General features: G+C 62.9%; 8 protein-coding genes. All 8 read left to right on the top strand.

Going from position 1 to position 19937, the window contains the following annotated elements:
* The first annotated feature begins 4 nt into the window (after positions 1-4).
* The 8 genes from A1830_RS19910 to solJ all read left to right on the top strand — a co-directional run bounded on the left by A1830_RS19910 (position 5) and on the right by solJ (position 19897).
* Positions 5-1249 carry an aminotransferase class I/II-fold pyridoxal phosphate-dependent enzyme gene (locus tag A1830_RS19910; RefSeq protein ID WP_067710185.1) on the top strand — a complete coding sequence of 415 codons (1245 nt, stop codon included), beginning with the start codon at positions 5-7 and terminating at the stop codon, positions 1247-1249.
* 22 nt (positions 1250-1271) lie between these two features.
* Complete coding sequence (locus tag A1830_RS19905) at positions 1272-1553, top strand: acyl carrier protein (protein ID WP_067710183.1); 282 nt, start codon at positions 1272-1274, stop codon at positions 1551-1553.
* Positions 1554-1623: 70 nt separating this feature from the next.
* The gene (gene fabD / locus A1830_RS23540; RefSeq protein WP_073981071.1) at positions 1624-3648 is read left to right on the top strand and encodes an ACP S-malonyltransferase; all 2025 of its coding nucleotides are present in this window, start codon (positions 1624-1626) and stop codon (positions 3646-3648) included.
* Positions 3645-9452: a non-ribosomal peptide synthetase gene (locus tag A1830_RS19895; RefSeq protein ID WP_231877685.1), complete on the top strand. Its 5808-nt coding sequence runs from the start codon at positions 3645-3647 to the stop codon at positions 9450-9452. The genes fabD and A1830_RS19895 overlap by 4 nt, the downstream gene beginning before the upstream one ends.
* Positions 9453-9555: 103 nt before the next feature.
* Entirely contained in the window at positions 9556-13047 is a 3492-nt protein-coding gene (gene solG, locus A1830_RS19890; protein ID WP_067710177.1) for a solanimycin non-ribosomal peptide synthetase SolG, read from the top strand.
* Complete coding sequence (locus A1830_RS19885; RefSeq protein WP_082804222.1) at positions 13044-17927, top strand: non-ribosomal peptide synthetase; 4884 nt, start codon at positions 13044-13046, stop codon at positions 17925-17927. The genes solG and A1830_RS19885 overlap by 4 nt, the downstream gene beginning before the upstream one ends.
* Positions 17920-19197 carry a solanimycin biosynthesis cytochrome P450 SolI gene (solI, locus tag A1830_RS19880; protein ID WP_067710175.1) on the top strand — a complete coding sequence of 426 codons (1278 nt, stop codon included), beginning with the start codon at positions 17920-17922 and terminating at the stop codon, positions 19195-19197. Before A1830_RS19885 ends, solI begins: the two co-directional genes overlap by 8 nt.
* Positions 19190-19897: a solanimycin biosynthesis MBL-fold hydrolase SolJ gene (gene solJ / locus A1830_RS19875; RefSeq protein ID WP_067710173.1), complete on the top strand. Its 708-nt coding sequence runs from the start codon at positions 19190-19192 to the stop codon at positions 19895-19897. Before solI ends, solJ begins: the two co-directional genes overlap by 8 nt.
* Positions 19898-19937 lie beyond the last annotated feature (40 nt).

Genomic DNA, 19937 nt, shown 5'->3' with positions numbered 1-19937 from the left:
ATTAATGGATTTCCGTGAACTGATTGAACTTGAGCGCAAACCCTTCAGGGAGCGCGTCGAACTGAAATATAGCGCGTACCAGAAAGAGGTCGAAAAGGGCCTGATGATAGGGCGTGAGGGTTCGGGGCCGGTCGATGCGAGGATGCAGTATAAGGATCTGCGCGACGAGACTTTTCGCGACGTACTGGTATTTGGATCGAACAGCTATCTTGGCATGGCTAACCATCCCTATATCAAAGCGAAGGTGATTGACGCGGTAGAGAAATATGGCATCGGCACCGGGGGATCGCCCGCATTTTCAGGCTACACCCGACAGCATAAGGCGCTGGAAAAACGCCTGGCCGCGCTGGCCGGGCATCAGGATGCCGTACTGCTACCCAGCGGCTATATGGCCAACCTCTGCTGGGTGAACGGGCTGATGAATCGTAACGATATCATCATCTATGACCAGAACAGCCACGCCAGCGTGGTGAATGCCATCAGGATGACCGGCGTGCCTTTCTTCACCTTCGATCCGGAACGTCTTGATGAGTTTGAAGCGCTGCTGCCGAAAATTCGCGAGCGATCCAAACCGGGTGCGCAGATCTTCTCAACCGTCGAGGGCGTTCGCTCCACGGACGGTTCGATCATCGATCTTAAGCGCTACATTGATATCTGTCGCAAAAACGACATCATCACCATCCTCGATGACGCGCACGGCCTGGGTACGCTGGGACGCTCCGGCAAGGGCACGCTTGAACATCTCGATCTGCTGGGTCAGGTCGACCTGCGGATGTCTACCTGCAGTAAGTCGCTCGGCGCGCAGGGCGCCTTTGTGTCCGGCAGCAATGAGTACATCTTTATGCTGCGCAACTTCTCCTATCCCTATCTGTTTACCTCGGGTCTGGCACAGCCGACCGTGGCGGCCATTTCTGCCGCGCTGGATGTGATGGAAAACGAGCCTGAACGCATGGCGCGCCTGCATGAGAATGTCCGCTACATGCAGGATCGGCTGGAATCAAACGGCTTCAATATCATTCGCGGCGAAGCCGGGATTATCCCTATTTTCTTCAGTAAAAGCGGCGTGGCCGGGAATATCAATCGTCTGATTTATGAGCGAGGCCTGTTCGCCAACATCATGGAATACCCGATGGTTCCGCCCGATAAAGAGCGGCTGAGGCTGTCGCTGATGTCCTCCCATACGCGGGAAGAGATAGACCAGGCGGTAGAGATCATCCTTGATGCCGCACGCGAATTCGATGCGATTTAAACACTGATAAAGAGGGATTGAAATGCGCAGTCAGCAGGAGCTTTTGGCCGTGGTGCTCGACATCATCAACGAGATTATGAAGACCGGCTTTACGCCCGAAACGGTGGATATGGAGTCATTCCTCGGCGGTGAGCTGGGGGTGAACTCGGTGGAGATGCTCGAAGCCTGGTACGGCATCGAGAAGCAGCTAAACATCAGAGTTAATGATGGCGAGAAGCGGGATATCTACACGCTGGGCGACCTGATTCGGGTTATTCAACAGCACCTGCCTGCGGAGGCGCAAGCCTCTGCATTCGGGTCCTGAGCCACAGGCTAGTGACGGAATAACCAGGCGGCGCCTGGTTATTATTCTGGGAAAAGGTAATAGGCGACTCATGTCTTCTTCAATTTGGGTATTTCCCGGTCAGGGATCGCAGCATAAAGGGATGGGAAAGGCGCTGTTCGATCGTTTTCCCACGCGGGTCGACGAAGCCGACAGCGTGCTCGGTTATTCGCTGCGCGAGCTCTGCCTTGATGACCCGCAGGGCGTGCTGAACGAAACCGCATTCACCCAGCCCGCGCTCTTTGCAGTTTCCGCGCTTGGGTTTCTGGCAAAGCGCGAAACGGGCCTGATGCTGCCTGACGCCTACGCGGGCCACAGTCTGGGTGAGTTTGCCGCGCTGTTCGCCGCCGGGGCCTTTGACTTTGCTACCGGCGTGGCGCTGGTGAAGGCGCGCGGCGCGCTGATGTCAGCGGCACCGCGCGGCGCAATGGCGGCGATCCTCGGCATCGATCGACTGCAAGTGACTGAACTGCTGGCCTCCTCATCCTTTTCCGGCATTGATATCGCCAACGTAAACTGCGCCCAGCAGACGGTGATTTCCGGCCTGTACGACGACATCGCTGGCTGTGAGTCGCTGTTCACCGGGGCCGGAGCGCGCTTTGTGAAGCTGAACGTCAGCGCCGCGTTTCACTCCCGCTATATGCGCGATATCGAAGCGCAGTTCAGCGAGGCGGCCTCGGGCTTTACCTTTCATCCGCTCACGGCGCGCGTGATTTCCAACTACACGTCCCTTCCCTATCCGCAGACTGATTATCTGCCGCTGCTGACGCGGCAGATAAGCCAGCCGGTGCGCTGGTACGAGAGTCTTTCGCGCCTGCTGGCGCAGGGTGACGTCGAGCAGAGCGAGATCGGGCCGGGTCAGGTACTAACCCAGCTGTTCGCAAAAATCAAAGCGCAGCCGATGGCACTGCCAGCGGGTACAGCAGCGCCGGGTACGCAGTCGACGCAGCCAGCGGGCGCAGCAGCACCTAATGCCCAGTCGACGCAGCCAGCGGGCGCAGCAGCACCGAATGCCCAGTCGACGCAGCCAGCGGGCGCAGAAGCGCCGAATGCCCAGTCGACGCAGCCAGCGACAGCGGATGCCAACGCCGTGCCGGGCAGGCCGCGCCTGGTGTTTATGTATAGCGGGCAGGGATCGCAGTATTACGGCATGGGCCTGGAACTTTATCAGCAAAACAGCGCGTTCCGCAGCGCCATGGAGAGGTGTGATGCCCTGTTTCGCCAGCATACCGGCAGCAGCCTGCTGGCACCGCTCTATGACGAGGCCCGGCGGCGAAATCCACTCTCTGATGTGATGCTCTCCCATGCGGCGCTGTTCAGCCTCGGTTTCAGTCTGACCAGCCTGCTTCAGGCCGAAGGGATCGAACCTGACGACGTGCTGGGCTACAGCCTGGGCGAATACGTCGCGGCGACCGTGGCCGGGGTACTCAGCCTTGAGGATGCGATGAATATGGTGGTGTGCCAGGCGAGCCTGCTGAAAGAGCACGCGCAGGACGGCGGCATGCTAAGCGTCCTCAGCCCCGTGACGCACTTCCACCAGCACCCCGAAATTTATCAGGGAAGTGAGCTGGCCAGCATTAACTTCCAGAAAAACTTTGTGGTTAGCGGCGAGCGGGCAAGCCTGCTGGCGGTAAAACAGCGCCTGAGCCAGCAGGGGATCGTCTCGCTGCTGCTGCCGGTTGAACACGCCTTTCACTCGTCGGGCGTTGATGCCATTGAGCAGGCGTTCTGCGCCTTTGCACACACGCTGACCTGCCACCCGGCCCGACTGCCGGTTTACTCGGCCATGCAGGGGACGTCCGTTGAGCGCTGGGAGAGCAACCGGTTCTGGCGGGTGGTACGGGAACCGGCTGATTTCTATGGCTTAGTCAACGGGATGCCCGGACGGGAGAATACCTGTTTCATCGATCTTGGCCCGGCGGGCACCCTGTCGACCTTTCTTAAATATGGCTTTGCCGACCGTCTTCAGCACCGCGCGGCGATTAACCAGTTCGGCAGAAACGTCGAAACGGTTTCGGCCCTGGTGAACAGCGTTAAAAGCCTGTCGGGCTGGTCAGAGAGGGAGCAAGGCGCATGACTTTCGAGCAGAATCCATCCTTCGGACAGAATACGTCCTGTTCCTCCACAACAATGCCGCTGCTGACGATGCCGGTGTCGCCTGCGCTGCGGGCGTCGCTGAGCGCACTGGCGCATCCTGAATCTATGGCGCTGGACGCCCTGCTGATCGCCGCCTGGGGCCTGCTGTTGAGCAAGTACAGCGGCGAGGATGAGGTGATCCTGGGCTATCCCGCTGCCGGTACGGCGGGGACCAGCCCGCTGCGCCTGCGTCCGGAGGCAAACCGTCCGCTGGCCGAATGGCTACAGGAGATTGACGCGCAGCTGCGTCCTTATCCGCCGCGACGTGCCAGCAGCGCCGATGGGCTGCCGGACCGTGCCGACGGGGTGCAGGAGCCGATGCGTTACGCCTCGCGGGTCAGCATCGGGAACGAAAGCCGCGCCGAAGCACTGCACGGCCAGCCTCCGGCACCTCACGACATCGCCAGCACTGCGCCACTGCATAACGACCCGCTACCGGCACCGCATGGCATCGCCAGCACTGCGCCACTCCACCTTACCCTGCATACCGGGGCGTCAATGTCGCTGACGCTGCGCTATGACCGGGAGGCGTTCAGCGAAGACGGGGCGCGCATGCTTCTCGAGCGTGTGCAGCAGCTCCTCGCCAACATGGTACAGGACGCCGGGCAACGGGTCGGCGAGCTGTCGCTGCTGAACGCGGCAGAAACGGCGCGGGCGATCCATGACTGGAACGCAACCGGGCTGGATATCGCGCGGGATTGCTCGCTGTATACGCTATTTGCGGCACAGGCCGCGGCCCGCAACGAGGCGACGGCGCTGGTGGCGGGCGATCTCCGTCTCAGCTACCGCCAGCTTGCCGACCGTGCCGGGCAGATTGCAGCAGGGCTTAGCCGCGTCGGCGTGGTCAGGGGCGATCGCGTGGCCCTGAGCATGGAGAAAACGCCGGAGCTGATCGCCGCAATGCTGGGGATAATCAAACTCGGCGCGGCCTATGTGCCGGTAGGACTGGACGCGCCTGCCGAACGGCGGGCGTTTATTCTGCGTGATGCGCAGGTCAACTGGACGCTGACGCGCCGCGCCGACCGGGCACATTTTGCCGCTGATGACGCCCACACCCTGCTGTTTGTCGATGACTACGCCGAAGAGACGCAGGAAGAAATCGCGGTGAACACGCGGGACGCCGTTGATGCGCACACCCCGGCCTATATCATCTATACCTCAGGTACCACGGGCACCCCGAAGGGCGTGGAGATCACCCACCGCAACCTGATTAACTTCTGCGCCTGGTGCGACAGCACCGGCATTTTCACCGCCGGAGAGGCGATCACCCAGTTCGCGCCCTACACCTTTGATGCGTCAGCGGGCGAAATTTTCGGCACCCTGACGCGCGGCTGCGAGCTGCATCTGCTGTCGAATGCGCTGATCCATAATCCGCCGGATCTGATGGCGTACATGGTCGCCAACGCTATTCGTTTTTCTGCCTTTCCTCCCTCCTATCTGCGTCAGCTGGATCCGGCCCGCGTGCCGCAGGGCATGACCATCCTGACCGCCGGTTCGGCCCCCACCGCCGAGCTGATCGCACAGTGGAGCGGGCGCTGCCGCTATATCAACGGCTATGGCCCGACCGAAACCACAATTATGTCCTCGGCGTGGATGCAGGGCTTTGAGCAGGGCGGGGATAACCGCCTGAGCATAGGCCGCCCGATTGCCAATACCCGCCTCTATATTGTCGACAGCATGGGCCAGCTCTGCCCGCCGGGCCTCACCGGTGAGATTTGGATCGGCGGCGAAGGCGTTTCACCGGGCTACATCAACCGCCCGGCGCTGACCGCAGAGCTGTTTATTGCCGATCCCTGGATAAGCGGCGGGAAGGTTTACCGCACCGGCGATACCGGCCGCTGGCTGGACGATGGCCGCATTGAATTCATCGGGCGACGTGACCACCAGATCAAGCTGCGCGGGTTCCGCGTGGAGCCGGGTGAAATCGAGTCGCAGATTGCCGCGCTTGCAACGGTCAGTGAGGCCGCGGTGTTGGCCCTTCCGGCCGCAGACGGGGAGATGCGCCTGGTGGCCTGGGTTGTGCCGGCGTCAGCCGACGGAGAGCCTCTGGTCGCCCGCTGGCGCGAGGAGCTGGCGACCCGGCTGCCGGACTATATGATCCCGGCGGCGTTTGTCCTGATGCCCGCGCTGCCGCTGACCGCCAACGGCAAGATTGACCGTAAAGCCCTGCCCGCGCCGGGAGAGAACGACCGGGAACGCCAGGACTATCAGGCGCCCGGAGCCGGTATCGAATCGACCCTGGCGGATCTGTGGCAGTCGCTGCTCGGCATCCGCCAGGTGGGACGGCAGGATCACTTTTTCAGGCTGGGCGGCCATTCGCTGCTGGCGATGCAGCTCTCCGCCAGGCTGCGTGAGCAGAACCTGCATACCGACGTGCAAACGGTGTTTGCTTACCCGGTGCTGGCGGACCTGGCCGGACGTATCCGTCAGCAGGAGGCGGTGCCGTTGGGTGATGCCCTGCCGCCTGAGCTGATTACTCCCTCAACGACGGTGATCACCCCCGATCTGCTGCCGCTTATCGATCTCACCCAGCGGCAGATTGACCTGATTGTGGCCCGGACCCCGGGCGGCGTGGCCAGCATTCAGGACATCTATGCGCTGACGCCGCTACAGGAGGGCATTCTGTTCCATCACCTGCTGAATGAGCAGGGCGACCCCTATCTCCAGGTGGGCCATCTCTCATTTACCCGGCGGGATACCCTGGAGCGCTATCTGGCGGCGATCCAGCGGGTGATTGACCGACATGACATCCTGCGCAGCGCCTTTATCTGGGAGGGGCTGGAAACGCCCGCGCAGGTGGTGCTGCGCAGCGCACGGCTGCACGTCACCGAGCTGAGCGCGGTTGCCGATACCCCCGCCGTGGCGCAGCTCAGGTCGCTCGTCGATCCGCTGGAAAACCGCATCGACCTGTCACGGCCCCCGCTGCTGCACGTCGCGGTGGCTTACGACCCGACAGAGGCCCGCTGGGAGATGCTGCTCTCCATCCACCATCTGGTGGATGACATCTTTTCACTGCAAATTCTGCTCGCCGATATTCAGGTATTTCTTCACGGCCAGGGCGACGCACTGCCGCCCGCCCGGCAGTTCCGTCAGCAGGTCGCCCAGCGGCGGCTGCACGATGATGCCCGGCGTCAGCAGCTGTTTTTTGCGCAGATGCTGGCGGATATTGATGAGCCGACGATGCCGTTTGATCTGCAAAGCGGCCATGCTGACGGGCAGCGGCTGATTGAGTTCAGCCGCGCGCTTGAGGCTCCCCTGGCTGCGCGTTTGCGCGAGCGGGCGCGGCATCTGGGCGTGAGCGTCAGCAGCCTGTGCCATCTGGGCTGGGCCAGGGTTCTGGCGGCCGCCAGCAACCGCGACAGCGTGGTTTTCGGAACCCTTCTCTCCGGCCGTATGCAGCTGGCGGACGGCGAGCTGATTATGGGTCCGTGCATTAATACGCTGCCGCTGCGGCTCGATCTGGGCGGCGTGGACGCCGTGAGCGCCGTCCATCAAACCCATGCGCGCCTGACCGGGCTGATGGATCATGAGCAGACGCCCCTGTCGCTTGCCCAGCAGGCCAGCGGTATCGCGGCCCCCACGCCGCTGTTCAGCGTCCTGTTCAACTATCGCCACAACCGTCCCACAGAGACCAGCGTGACCGGCACTCTCGAGCAGGAGGGTGCGATCTGGCACGGTTTTACCGAAGGCACGCACTACCCGCTGACTCTCTCCGTCGATGACGCGGGCAATGGGTTTACCGTTAACGTGCAGGCGGTCGGCGCCCTCTGCCCAGAGCGCATTTTTGGCTATTATCGACAGAGCCTGCTCAGCCTGGCAGCGGCGCTGGAAGACGGGGTCCTCGCCCCGCCTGCGGCAGCATCCTGGCCAGTGTGCGGACTGAACATTCTGCCGCCGCAGGAGCGTCAGCGGCTGCTGGAAACCTGGAATGATACGGCCGCGCCCTTCCCGACGGATGCCACCGTCCACCAGCTGTTTGAGCGGCAGGCCGCGCGCCAGCCCCAGGCTCTCGCCCTGCAAATGGGGGCGTGCCGGATCAGCTACGATGAACTCAACCAGCGGGCGAACCGGCTGGCGCACTACCTGATATCGCTGGGGGTCACGCCGGATACGCGCATTGCGGTCTGCACCGGGCGCAGTGAATCAATGCTGGTCGCGCTGCTGGCGGTGCTCAAGTCGGGCGGGGCCTACGTGCCGCTCGACCCGGAATATCCCCCCGCGCGGCTGGCCTGGATCCTTGAGGATGCCGCGCCCGCCGTACTGATGGTCGATGCACGCGGGCGCGAGCTTTTCGCGACGGCGCAGACGGCGCAGACGACGAGCGTCAGGCTGGTCGACCTGGCACAGGATGGCGATCGCTGGGCTGGGCTGCCCGTCGCCTGCCCGGAAGTGCAGACGCTGAACGCCCGCCATCTGGCCTATGTGATCTACACCTCTGGCTCGACCGGCAGGCCAAAAGGGGTGATGGTGGAGCATCGCCAGGTGGTGAATTTCCTCACCGCCATGCAGACGCTGTTTACCCTGACGCCCGCGGATCGGCTGCTTGCCGTCACCAGCATCTCCTTTGATATTGCCGCGCTGGAACTCTACCTGCCGCTGATGACCGGCGCAGCCGTTGTGCTGGCCAGCCGCGAACAGGGGATGGACCCCTGGGCGCTGCATCATCTGCTGACCACCGCCGACATCACCCTTATGCAGGCCACGCCGACCACCTGGCGTGCGCTGCTGGATACCCGCGCCGCCCCCTGCCCGCAGCTGAAAATCCTCTGCGGCGGCGAGGCGCTGCCGAGCGATCTCGCCACGCGCCTTTATGCCTGGGGGGCATCGCTGTGGAACCTCTACGGGCCGACGGAAACCGCCATCTGGTCAACCTGTAATCGCGTAAAGGCAGAGGATGTGGCGCTGTTCAGCCAGCCGATTGGTCATCCGATCGCCAACACCCAGGTTTATCTCCTGGACGCGCACGGCGAACCGGTGCCAGCCGGAGCGGTGGGCGAGCTGTATATCGGCGGCGAGGGCGTGACGCGCGGCTATCATCAGCGCCCCGATCTGACGGCGGAGCGGTTTATCCCCAATCCCTTTGCCACCGGCGCGTCACTCTATCGCACCGGCGACTTCGCAAAATTTATGCCGGATGGCCGACTGGTCTATCTGGGCCGCGCCGACCACCAGTTGAAGCTGCGCGGGCATCGCATTGAGCTGGGCGAAATCGAAGCCCGCCTGCTCAGCTACCCTGGCGTGCGTGACGCCGTGGTGGTGACCCAACCCGATACCGGCGGCCAGCCGCAGCTGGTGGCCTATACGGTGCCGGCCCAGGCCGACGGAGATCGGGTGCCGTTCAGCCGCCTGGCGCTACGCCACTGGCTACAGGCGGCGCTGCCGGACTATATGGTGCCGGCGGCCTTCGTGACGCTCGACGCCCTGCCGCTGACCCCCAACGGCAAGACGGATCGCAGCGCATTGCCGCTGCCGGATGATACCGCCTTTGCCCGACGCGCGTACGAGCCACCGCAGGGCGCGATGGAAACCACCCTGGCCGCCATCTGGGAAACGCTGCTCGGCGTGGAGCAGGTGGGACGGCAGGATCACTTTTTTGAACTCGGCGGCTATTCGCTGCTGGCCGTGCGGCTGCTCGAACAGCTGCGCCAGCGCGGGCTGAGCATTGAGATACGCACACTTTTCGATACCCCGGTTCTGGCCGACCTCGCGGCCCGAACCGTTGAGCTGACGGAGACGCGCTTATGAAGACCCTGATCCCGGCATTTTTGACCCGCGAGCGTACTCGCTTCCTAACGTTGCATGATGAGAGCAGAAATAAACCCATGAATATTAAAAGGAATAAACAGGCATGAGCGATTTCGACCAGTTACTGCTTGCGCTTGAGGAAGCTAAGATCTCGATTTCGCTGGATGGCGACGATCTGGTTATCACGGCGGCGAAAGGCGCCCTGACCAGCGAGATAAAAAGCGCCCTGCGCGAGCATAAGCCGACGTTTATTGATGCGCTGCGCAACGGCAAACGGCTGTCCAATGCCTTTGAGGTGGTGGTACCGGCCAACAAGATAACCCCGGATACCCAGGCGATCGTCCCCGGTATGCTGCCGCTGATCGACTTTACCCAGTCTGATATCGACTACGTCGTTGACCAGGTGCGCGGCGGCGTGAGCAATATTCAGGATATCTATTCGCTGGCCCCGCTTCAGGAGGGGATCCTTTTCCACCATATGCTGGCCAGCAAGGGCGACCCCTACCTGCAAACCGGCAGGATGACCTTTGACAGCCGTGAAAAGGTCGACAGCTATCTGGCCGCCGTGCAGAAGGTTATCGATCGCCACGATATCCTGCGCACCGGCTTTTACTGGGAAGGCGTCTCCACCCCCTGCCAGGTGGTACAGCGGCAGGCGAGCCTGCACGTCCACGAGGTCGAACTGAACCCCGCCGACGGCCCGGCTGCCGAACAGCTTGCCAGCCGCTTTGACCCGCAGCACTATCGTCTGGATCTCGCAAAGCCGCCGCTGCTGCATGCGTTTGTCGCCTGGGACGAGCGTCAGGGCTGCTGGGAGATGTATCGTCTGCTGCATCACCTCATTGACGACATTTCCTCGGTGCTGATCCTCTCCGCTGAAATTCACACCTTCCTGGCGGGACGGGGGGCGATGCTGCCCGAACCTCAGCCCTTCCGCCGCCTGATTGCTCAGGTGCGCCTGGGCAAGACGCCGGAAGAGCATGAGCGCTATTTCCGCAGCACGCTGTCCGATATTGAAGAGCCCACCGCGCCCTACGGCCTGGTCAATATGCTCGACGATTCCGCCATTATCGAGGTCACGCGTAAGGTGCCGCAGCGCCTGAACGACCGCCTGCGCGCTCAGGCCCGCCAGCTTGGCGTCAGCCTTGGCAGCATTTGCCATCTCGCCTGGGGCCAGGTGCTGGCCTGTATCAGCGGGCAGGACGCGGTGGTTTTCGGCACCATTCTGTTTGGCCGTATGCACGCCGGGAAAGGGGCCGACCAGATTATGGGGCCGTTTATCAATACCCTGCCGCTGCGCCTGGATATGTCGGGTGCCAGCGTCGAGGAGAGCGTGCGCACCACCCACAAGCGCCTGGCGGAACTGCTCAGCCATGAACATGCCTCGCTGGCGCTGGCGCTGCGCTGTAGCGGCATTTCTGGCGCCACCCCGCTGTTTAATACGCTGCTTAACTACCGCCATAACCGGGAATCTGAGAGCACCGCGCTGGACTTCGCCTCGCCGGGCGCGGATCAGTGGGATGGCTTTGAGGAGCGCACCACCTATCCGATTACCCTGTCGGTGGACGATTATGGCGATGGTCTGGGCCTGAACGTGCAGGTGGTGGAGTCGCTCGACCCCGAGCGCCTGTTCGCCTATATGCAGCAGACCCTTGAGAGTATCGCCAGGGCGCTGGATGATGCGCCGCATACGCCGATTCAGCAGATCGCCATTCTGCCTGACGCCGAGCGTAAGCAGCTGCTAAACGAATGGAATAATACCGCCCGGCCTTATCCGCAGGTGACATACACCCATCAGATGTTCGAGGCGCAGGTCAGGCTGACGCCGACCGCCACGGCGGTACGCTGTGAAGACCAGCAGCTCACCTATGCCGAACTGGACGCGCGGGCGAATCAGCTGGCGCACTATCTCCATCAGCAGGGGGTGAAGCCGGACGATCGCGTCGCGCTCTGCCTCGATCGCAGCGTTGAAATGGTGATTGGCCTGCTGGGCATTCTGAAAGCGGGGGGCGCTTACGTTCCGCTCGATCCGGACTATCCGGTCGATCGCCTCGCCTGGATCCTGGAAGATGCGCAGCCGAAGCTGCTGCTGCTCGACAATCGCGGCCGCGATGCCACGGCAGCGCTCAACACCCGCAATATCGCCACCTTCAGTCTGGATGCCGCGCAGCTGGCCGGGTCATCCCTGCCCGCTTCACCGCTGCCACCGGAGGCGGTGGGACTGACCGCGCGAAACCTGGCCTATGTGATCTACACCTCCGGCTCAACCGGTAAGCCAAAAGGGGTGGAGAACGAACATCGCGGGCTGATCAACCGACTGCAATGGATGCAGGAGGCCTATCAGCTCGACGATCGCGATGCGGTATTGCAAAAAACCACCTTCAGCTTTGACGTTTCGGTATGGGAGTTTTTCTGGCCGCTCTCGGTAGGTGCAACGCTGGTCATGGCACCGCCGGGCGCGCATCGGGACACTCAGGCGCTGGCGCAGGTGATTCAGGCGAACCGTATCACCACCATCCACTTTGTCCCCTCGATGCTGAACCTGTTTTTGCACAGCGGGGATGCCGCCGCCTGCGGTTCCCTGCGTCAGATTATGTGCAGCGGTGAAGCGCTGAGCACCGCCAGCGTGCAGCTCTGCCACAGCGTACTGCCGGACACGCAGCTGCATAATCTCTATGGCCCTACCGAGGCGGCCATCGACGTCACCGCCTGGACCTGCCCGCGGGATATGCCTTCGTCTGCCAGCGTGCCGATTGGTCGCCCCATCGCCAACCTGCGCATCTATCTGCTCGACGGACACCAGCGTCCGGTGCCGCAGGGGGCGACGGGTGAGCTGTATATAGGCGGCGTCGGGGTGGCGCGGGGTTATCTCAACCGCCCTGACCTGACCGCAGAACGCTTCCTGCGGGATCCCTTCTCGCCGCAGGCTGACGCGCGGATGTACCGCACCGGCGACCTGGCGCGCTATATGGCCGATGGCGATATCGAGTACCTGGGGCGCAACGACAATCAGGTCAAAATTCGTGGGTTCCGCATCGAGCTGGGCGAGATTGACGCCGCGCTGCTGAATCAGCCCGGTATTCGTGAAACGGTGGTCGTAGCCCGCGATGATGTGCAGGGCCAGCTGCGTCTGGTGGCCTATGTGGTGCCGGAAGTAGAGGGCGAAGCCGGGGAGCTCAGCACGCCGGTGCGCATCGCCCGGTGGCGTACCGCCCTTGCCGCGCAGCTGCCGGACTATATGGTGCCTGCGGCGTTCGTCCTGCTGGACGCGCTGCCGCTGACCGCCAACGGCAAGCTGGATCGCAAGGCGCTACCGCTCCCGGATGATGCCTCATTCAGCCGCCGCACCTTTGAAGCCCCGGAAGGCGACGTCGAAATCGCCATGGCTGAGCTGTGGCAGACGCTGCTGGGCGTTGAGCGCGTAGGCCGTCATGATAATTTCTTCGAGCTGGGCGGCCACTCGCTGCTGGCGGTACAGCTGATGGAGCTTCTGCGCCAGCGCGATTTGAGTACCGAGATCCGCGCCCTGTTCGCGAGTCCAACGCTGGCCGAGCTTTCTGCCCGCACCATTGAACTCGATGAGATGAGACTATGAGTCATCTGGATCCACTCTTAACCGCCCTCGACGAGGCCAGCATCGCGCTGAGCCTCGAGGGTGAGTCACTGGTTATCAAAGCCCCGAAGGGGGCTTTAACCCCGGCGATCAAAGATGCGCTGCGGGAGCACAAGGCGGCGCTGGTCGCCCTGCTGGGCGAGGGGAAACCGCTCTCCACGCGGGAGGGGAGCCAGGGTTCCGGCGTCCCGGCTAACCGCATCACGGCGGAGATGACCCGGCTCACCCCGGAGAAGCTGCCGCTGATTGATCTTACCCAGCAGGATATTGACCATCTGCTTGCCCAGGTGCCGGGCGGTCTGGCCAACGTGCAGGATATCTACGCGCTGACGCCGCTCCAGGAAGGCATCCTCTTTCTGCACCAGATGAACGAGACGGGCGACCCCTATTTGCAGTTCGCCAAAGTGTCGCTGACCGACCGTGCCGTGCTGACGCACTACGTCGGGGCCGTTCAGCGGACCGTGGAGCGGCACGACATTCTGCGCACGGCGTTTTTCTGGACGGGGCTATCCACGCCCGCGCAGGTCGTTCTGCGCCAGGCGAGGGTGCGGGTCACCGAAGTGGTGCTCGATCCTGCCGACGGGCCGATTATGGATCAACTGGTCAGCCGGTACGATCCGTCGCACTTCCGGGTCGATCTCACCCAGGCCCCGCTGCTGAATCTCTTTACCGCGCAGGATCCGCAGACCGGCCGCTTTGAAATGCTGATGATGCAGCACCATCTGATCGATGACATCACCTCGATGCAGATCATGATCCAGGAGATCGCCGCCTTTATGCTGGGCCGGGGCGGCCTGCTTCCGCCGCCGCAGCCGTTTCGCCGTTTAATTGCTAAGGTGCGCAGCAGCGCCTCTGACGCAGAGCAGGCGCGTTTTTTCACCGAGATGCTGGGCGATATCGACGCTCCAACCCTGCCTTTTGGCCTGGCCAGCGCCGGAGCGGATCACGCCAGCGTGGTCGCGCAGCGTGAGGACGTTGACCCGGCGGTGGTTGCGCGCCTGCGCACGCACGCACGCCGTCTTGGCGTCAGTATGGGCAGCATCTGCCACCTCGCCTGGGGACAGGTGATGGCGCGGTCAGCCGACAGCGACAGCGTGGTATTTGGCACCGTGCTGCTGGGGCGGTTGCAGGCGGGCGAAGGCGCCGATCAGATTATGGGGCCGTTTATTAATACGCTGCCCATTCGCCTTGATCTGGGGGATATCCCGGTTGAGGAGAGCGTACGCATAACGCACCGCCGTCTGGCCGCCCTGCTTAACCATGAGCATGCGTCCCTCGGCCTGGCGCAGCGATGCAGCGGGATTGCACCGCCCACGCCGCTGTTCACGACGCTGTTTAACTATCGTCACAACCGCCAGCGGGAGAGTGAAAACGCGACGCCCGCCGGTGAGCGCGATGCGGTCGAGTGGAAAGGCTTTGAGGAGCGCACCGATTATCCGCTGACGGTATCCGTCGATGATTTTGGCGAGCTGCTGCGTCTGGAGGTGCTTGCCGCGGCACCGCTTCCCGCAGCGCGCCTGGCGGGCTATCTTCAGCAGGCGCTGAGCAGCCTGGCCGATGCGCTGGATAGCGCCCCCGCCCAACCGATGCACGCGCTGAACATCGTGCCTGCCCGCGAGCGTCGCAGGCTGCTGGTCGGGTGGAATCAGACGGCCAGGCCCTGGCCTGCGAATGAGACGGTCCACCAGCTGTTCGCGCAGCAGGTGGCGCGCACGCCAGACGCCCCTGCGGTTTTCGAAGGCGAGATCGCGCTAAGCTATCGCCAGCTGGATCGGCAGGCTAACCTCCTGGCACAGGCGATCGTCGCGCAGGGCGTGGTGCCGGGCGACTTCGTGGCGATCCTGCTACCGCGCAGCCGGGCGCTGCTGGCAGCGTTGCTGGCGGTCCTGAAAGCGGGGGCCACCTGTGCGCCGCTGGACCCCCAGGCGCCGGGCGAGCGCCTGCGCTGGATGGCGGAAGACTGCGCCGCCCGACTGCTGATTACTGACGCGCAGCAGGCAAAGGTGGAGGCGATTGCCCTGCCGGTTCTCTACGCCGACGGCCCGGAAGTGGCCCGCGCCAGCGATGCGCCGCCGGTTGCGGCGTGTTCCGCGACGGCCCCGGCCTGTATTATGTATACCTCCGGCTCTACCGGCCTGCCAAAAGGCGTGCTGGTGCCACATCGCGCCATCGCACGGCTGGTGATCAATAACGGCTTTGCCGATTTTGGACCAGGCGATCGCATGGCGCTGGCCGCTAACCCGGCCTTCGACGCGAGTACGCTGGAGGTCTGGGCACCCCTGCTCAACGGCGGCAGCTGCGTGGTGATCGACAGCGATACGCTGCTCTCGCCCCCCGCCCTGGTTCGCACGCTGAAGCAGCACCGCGTGAATCAGATGTGGCTGACCGTGGGCCTGTTTAACCAGATTTGGCGCGATCTGGCCCCGGTGATGCCACAGCTGGAGAATCTCTTTGTCGGCGGCGACGCGCTGGATCCGGGCATCATCGCTCAGGTGCTGCGCGGGGCGAGACCCGCCCGGCTGATTAATGGTTATGGTCCGACCGAAACGACCACCTTTGCCACCACCTTTCCCGTTCAGCAGGCGACAGCCGGTGCCGCCAGCATTCCCATCGGGCGTCCGATCGGCAACACCCGCGTCTACGTGCTGGACAGCCATCGCCATCCCGTGCCGCTGGGCGCGGTCGGTGAGCTGTATATTGGCGGCGACGGCGTCGCGCTGGGGTATCTGCATCAGGAGGCTCTGACCGCCGAGCGCTTCATCGCCGATCCCTTTGTCGCCGACCGCCAGGCGCGGCTCTACCGCACCGGCGATCTGGTGCGCTATCAGGAGGACGGCAACCTGCTGTTTATCGGGCGTAACGACCAGCAGGTCAAACTGCGGGGCTTTCGCATTGAGCTGGGTGAGATAGAGGCGCAGCTGGCTGACCACCCCGACGTGGAGAAAGCGCTGGTGCTGGCGGTGGATCATCACGGCAGCAAGCGTCTTATCGCCTGGGTGGTTGCGCCGGAGCGGTCGGATGCGGAAGCCGGGTTACAGGCCTGGCTTGCCGAACGTGTGCCTGATTATATGGTGCCTGCGCGTATCCTGACCCTGGATCGGTTCCCGTTGACCGCCAACGGTAAAGTCGACCGCAAAGCGCTGCCCGCCGCTGACATTCGCGACAGAATACAGCGTGCGCCGCGCAACGAGCGCGAAGAGGTGCTCTGCGCGCTGTTTGCCGAACTGCTTGAGCAGCCGCAGATTGGGATTGATGATGATTTCTTTGCGCTGGGCGGCCACTCTATTCTCGCCACCGGCCTGATTGGTCGTATTCGCGCCAGGCTCGGCGTGGAGCTGTCGGTACGGGTGCTGTTTGAGCACCCGACGGTGGCGCGCCTTGCCGGGCAGCTCAACGCCCAGGCTCAGGTTCGTCCGCCGGTGCGTCGGCTGGATCCGCGTCCCGATCCGCTCCCGGCCTCCTATGGCCAGCAGCTGATGTGGGTCGGGCAAAATACCCGTGGCGATAACGCGTCGCTGAATACGCCGATTGTTGTCGCGCTGGAGGGCGAGCTGGATCTGCCTGCGCTCAGGGCCGCGCTCGGTGACCTGGTGGAGCGTCATGAAACGCTGCGCACCCGCTTTGCGGCGGTGCAGGGCCAGCCGGTGCAGCTCGTCGTCCCCTTTACCGACATCAGTCTCACCATTCCCTGTACCGACGTTGCGCCAGAGCAGGCAAAACAGGCGGTGTTTGACGCCATCACTTCGGTGTTTGATCTGGCGGTGGATTTGCCGTTCCGCCCTTCCGTGCTGCGCCTTGGGCCGCAGTCCCATATTCTGGTACTGCTGCACCACCATATTGCCTGCGACGCCTTTTCACTGGCACCGCTGACGCGGGATCTCACCCTCGCCTATCAGGCGCGGCTGGCCGGTAAGGCACCGGCATTCCCGCCGCTTCCCGTACAGTATGCCGACTATGCGGTCTGGCAGCGCAGGCTGCTTGGCGATCCCGATGATGCCGCCAGCCTCTTTTCGCAGCAGCTGACCTGGTGGAAGCATACCCTTAACGGCCTGCCCGCCACGCTGAATTTACCGCTGGATCACCCCCGCCCGGACAAACCGAGCTATCGCGGCAACATGCTGCCGCTGTCGGTTACGCCGGCGCTGCATCAGCGTCTGGCCGGGCTGGCGCGCGAGCGTAATATGACGCTGTCGATGGTATTGCAGGCCGCGCTGGGCATCTGGTACAGCCTGCTGGGCGCGGGCGACGATATCCCGCTGGGCGCGATTTCAGCCGGGCGCAGCGATGAAGCGCTTAACGATCTGGTGGGCTGCTTCCTGACCCAGTGGGTGATGCGCGTCGATACCTCGGGTGACCCGCAGGTCAACGAGGTGCTTGATCGGGTGCGCACCCAGGCACTGACCGCGTATGACTACCAGGATATTCCCTACCTGAAACTGGTCAGCGAGCTGCTGCCCGTGCGCTCACCGTCGCATTATCCACTCTTCCAGACCATGCTGATCCTCCAGAATACGCCGCCAGCCCTGTTTAATGTGCCCGGACTGAAGGCCAGCGTGCTGCCTGCGCACAGCGGTAACGCCAAGTGGGATATCTACTACACGCTGTTTGAAAACCTCTCCCCAACGGGTGAGGCGCTCGGCATGGAGGGGATTATGGAGTACGCAACCGACCTCTTCACCCGTGAGACGGCGGAGCGCATGGCGGCCGGTTTTCTTGCCACGCTTGCCGCCGTCGCCGACGCCCCATTCAGCCCCCTTTCACGGCTGGCGGTCGCGGGCCGCGCGACGCCCCTTTCTTCGACGGCAGCGGGTCAGACTCCGGTTTTATCCCCCTTCAATCAACAGGTAAGTGAACATGACTGAGCAATCACCGGCTGCGGCGGAGGATATCAACGCCATCCCGCTGGCGCAGCTTAACCCGGCGCGCAGGGATCGTTTCGCCAGTGATACCGTACTGCCGGTTTTCGCGCGTTTACGCCGCGAAGATCCGGTGCATTTCACCGCCGAAAGTGAATTCGGGCCTTACTGGTCGCTGACGCTGTGGGACGACATTCGGGCGGTGGGCACCAACCACCGCGACTTTACGTCCACGCATAATATCGATCTCAAATCGCTTGAAGAGAAGCACAAGCTTGATGCCGCGCTAAAAGCGCTGGGCCATGAGCGGCGAAAAAGCATCGGCTTTATCACCATGGATCCGCCGGAGCATACCCGGCATCGCAAGGCGGTGGCACCCGGCATGGGGCCTTCAATGCTGGCGACCATGGAGCCGCTGCTCCGCGAGCGGGCGGGCGGCATCCTGGATGCGCTGCCGGTCGGCGAGCCTTTTGACTGGGTGGATCGGGTTTCCAAGGAGCTGACGGCAACGGCGCTGGCGACGCTGTTCGATTTCCCGTTTGAGGATCGCCGCAAATTAACGTTCTGGTCAGATATGCTGATGGCCGAGCCGGGGCACGGCCCGGTTAAGAGCTGGGAGCACAAAGCGGAAGAGACCATTAAGTGCTATCACGCCTTTGAGGCGCTGTGGGAGCAGCGCCGTCATGCGCCGCCCGGGAATGACCTGATCTCGATGCTCGCCCATCACCCGGAGACGCGCGACATGTCGCTGGAGCAGTTTCGCGGCACCCTTGTTCTGCTGATTATCGGCGGCAACGACACCACCCGAAACACCCTCTCTGCCAGCCTGTACTGGCTGAACAAGTATCCCCAGGAGCTGGCGAAGCTGAGGGCCAATCCCAGGCTGATGCTGCCGATGATTTCGGAAACCCTGCGTTTCCAGACGCCGATTTCGTTTATGAGCCGCGTGGCAACGCGGGATGTAGAGATACGCGGCAAAACGATCCGCGAGGGTGACCGCGTGGTGATGTGGTATCTGTCCGGCAACCGCGACGCCTCAGCCATTGACGATCCCGATACCTTTTGTATTGACCGGGAGCGGATTCGCCGACATCTCTCCTTTGGTGTGGGGGTACACGCCTGCGTCGGCAGCCGGGTTGCCGAGATGCAGCTAACGGTTATCTGGCAGGAGATCCTCAGGCGCTTCAGGCGTATTGAGGTCCTGAGCGAGCCTGCGCGTAACTACTCCAACTTTCTGCACGGCTTTGAGAGTCTGCCGGTGATTATCCATGAATAAGCCTGAAAGTGACCCTCTAAACCCGGCCGCAGAGGTGACGATCACCACCATCAAGGTGAGTCGTGCCCCCTTTATTAATAACAGCTATATGGTGCTGGATCCGCGCACGGGAAAGGCGTTACTGATTGATCCGGCGTGGGAAATGGCGGCCTATGAACGGGCGCTGGAGGCGGCCAGCGCAGAGCTTGCGGGGATCCTGATCACCCATGCCCATCCCGATCATATCGATCTGGCCGCACCGCTGGCCGAACGGTATCGCTGCCCGGTGTGGATCTCACATCAGGAAGCGGAGTCGTCGGGATTCCGCGTTCCCACTATGCGCACTTTCGGAGAGTGCGCCTGGGAAGTGGGGGGCATCCCGATCCGCCCCATTATCACGCCGGGCCATACGCCCGGCAGCACCTGCTACTGGATCGGTCAGGCGCTTTTTACCGGCGATACGCTGTTTATTGAGGGGTGTGGCCTGTGCCCCGATCGCGCCGCCGCAGAGAGCATGTATTCGAGCCTGGAGCGACTTAAGACGCTCCTGCCCGGCGGGGTATGCATTTACCCGGGGCACAGCTACGTGCAGCCACCGGGTTTGACCTTTGAAAAGGTGTTTGATTTTAACCTCTATTTATCGTTTAGCAGCGCGGAGGTGTTTGCCAACTTTCGCCTGCGCCCGGGACAGTCAAAGGCGGGCTGGATGGCCTTTTCATAGCAGGGGGCGGGCAACAAACAGTGCGCAGCGGTATTACGCG

Source organism: Erwinia sp. ErVv1, assembly GCF_900068895.1.
GTDB lineage: Bacteria > Pseudomonadota > Gammaproteobacteria > Enterobacterales > Enterobacteriaceae > Erwinia.
Note: the sequence above shows the minus strand (reverse complement) of the source record. Positions and strands in the feature narration are given on the sequence as shown.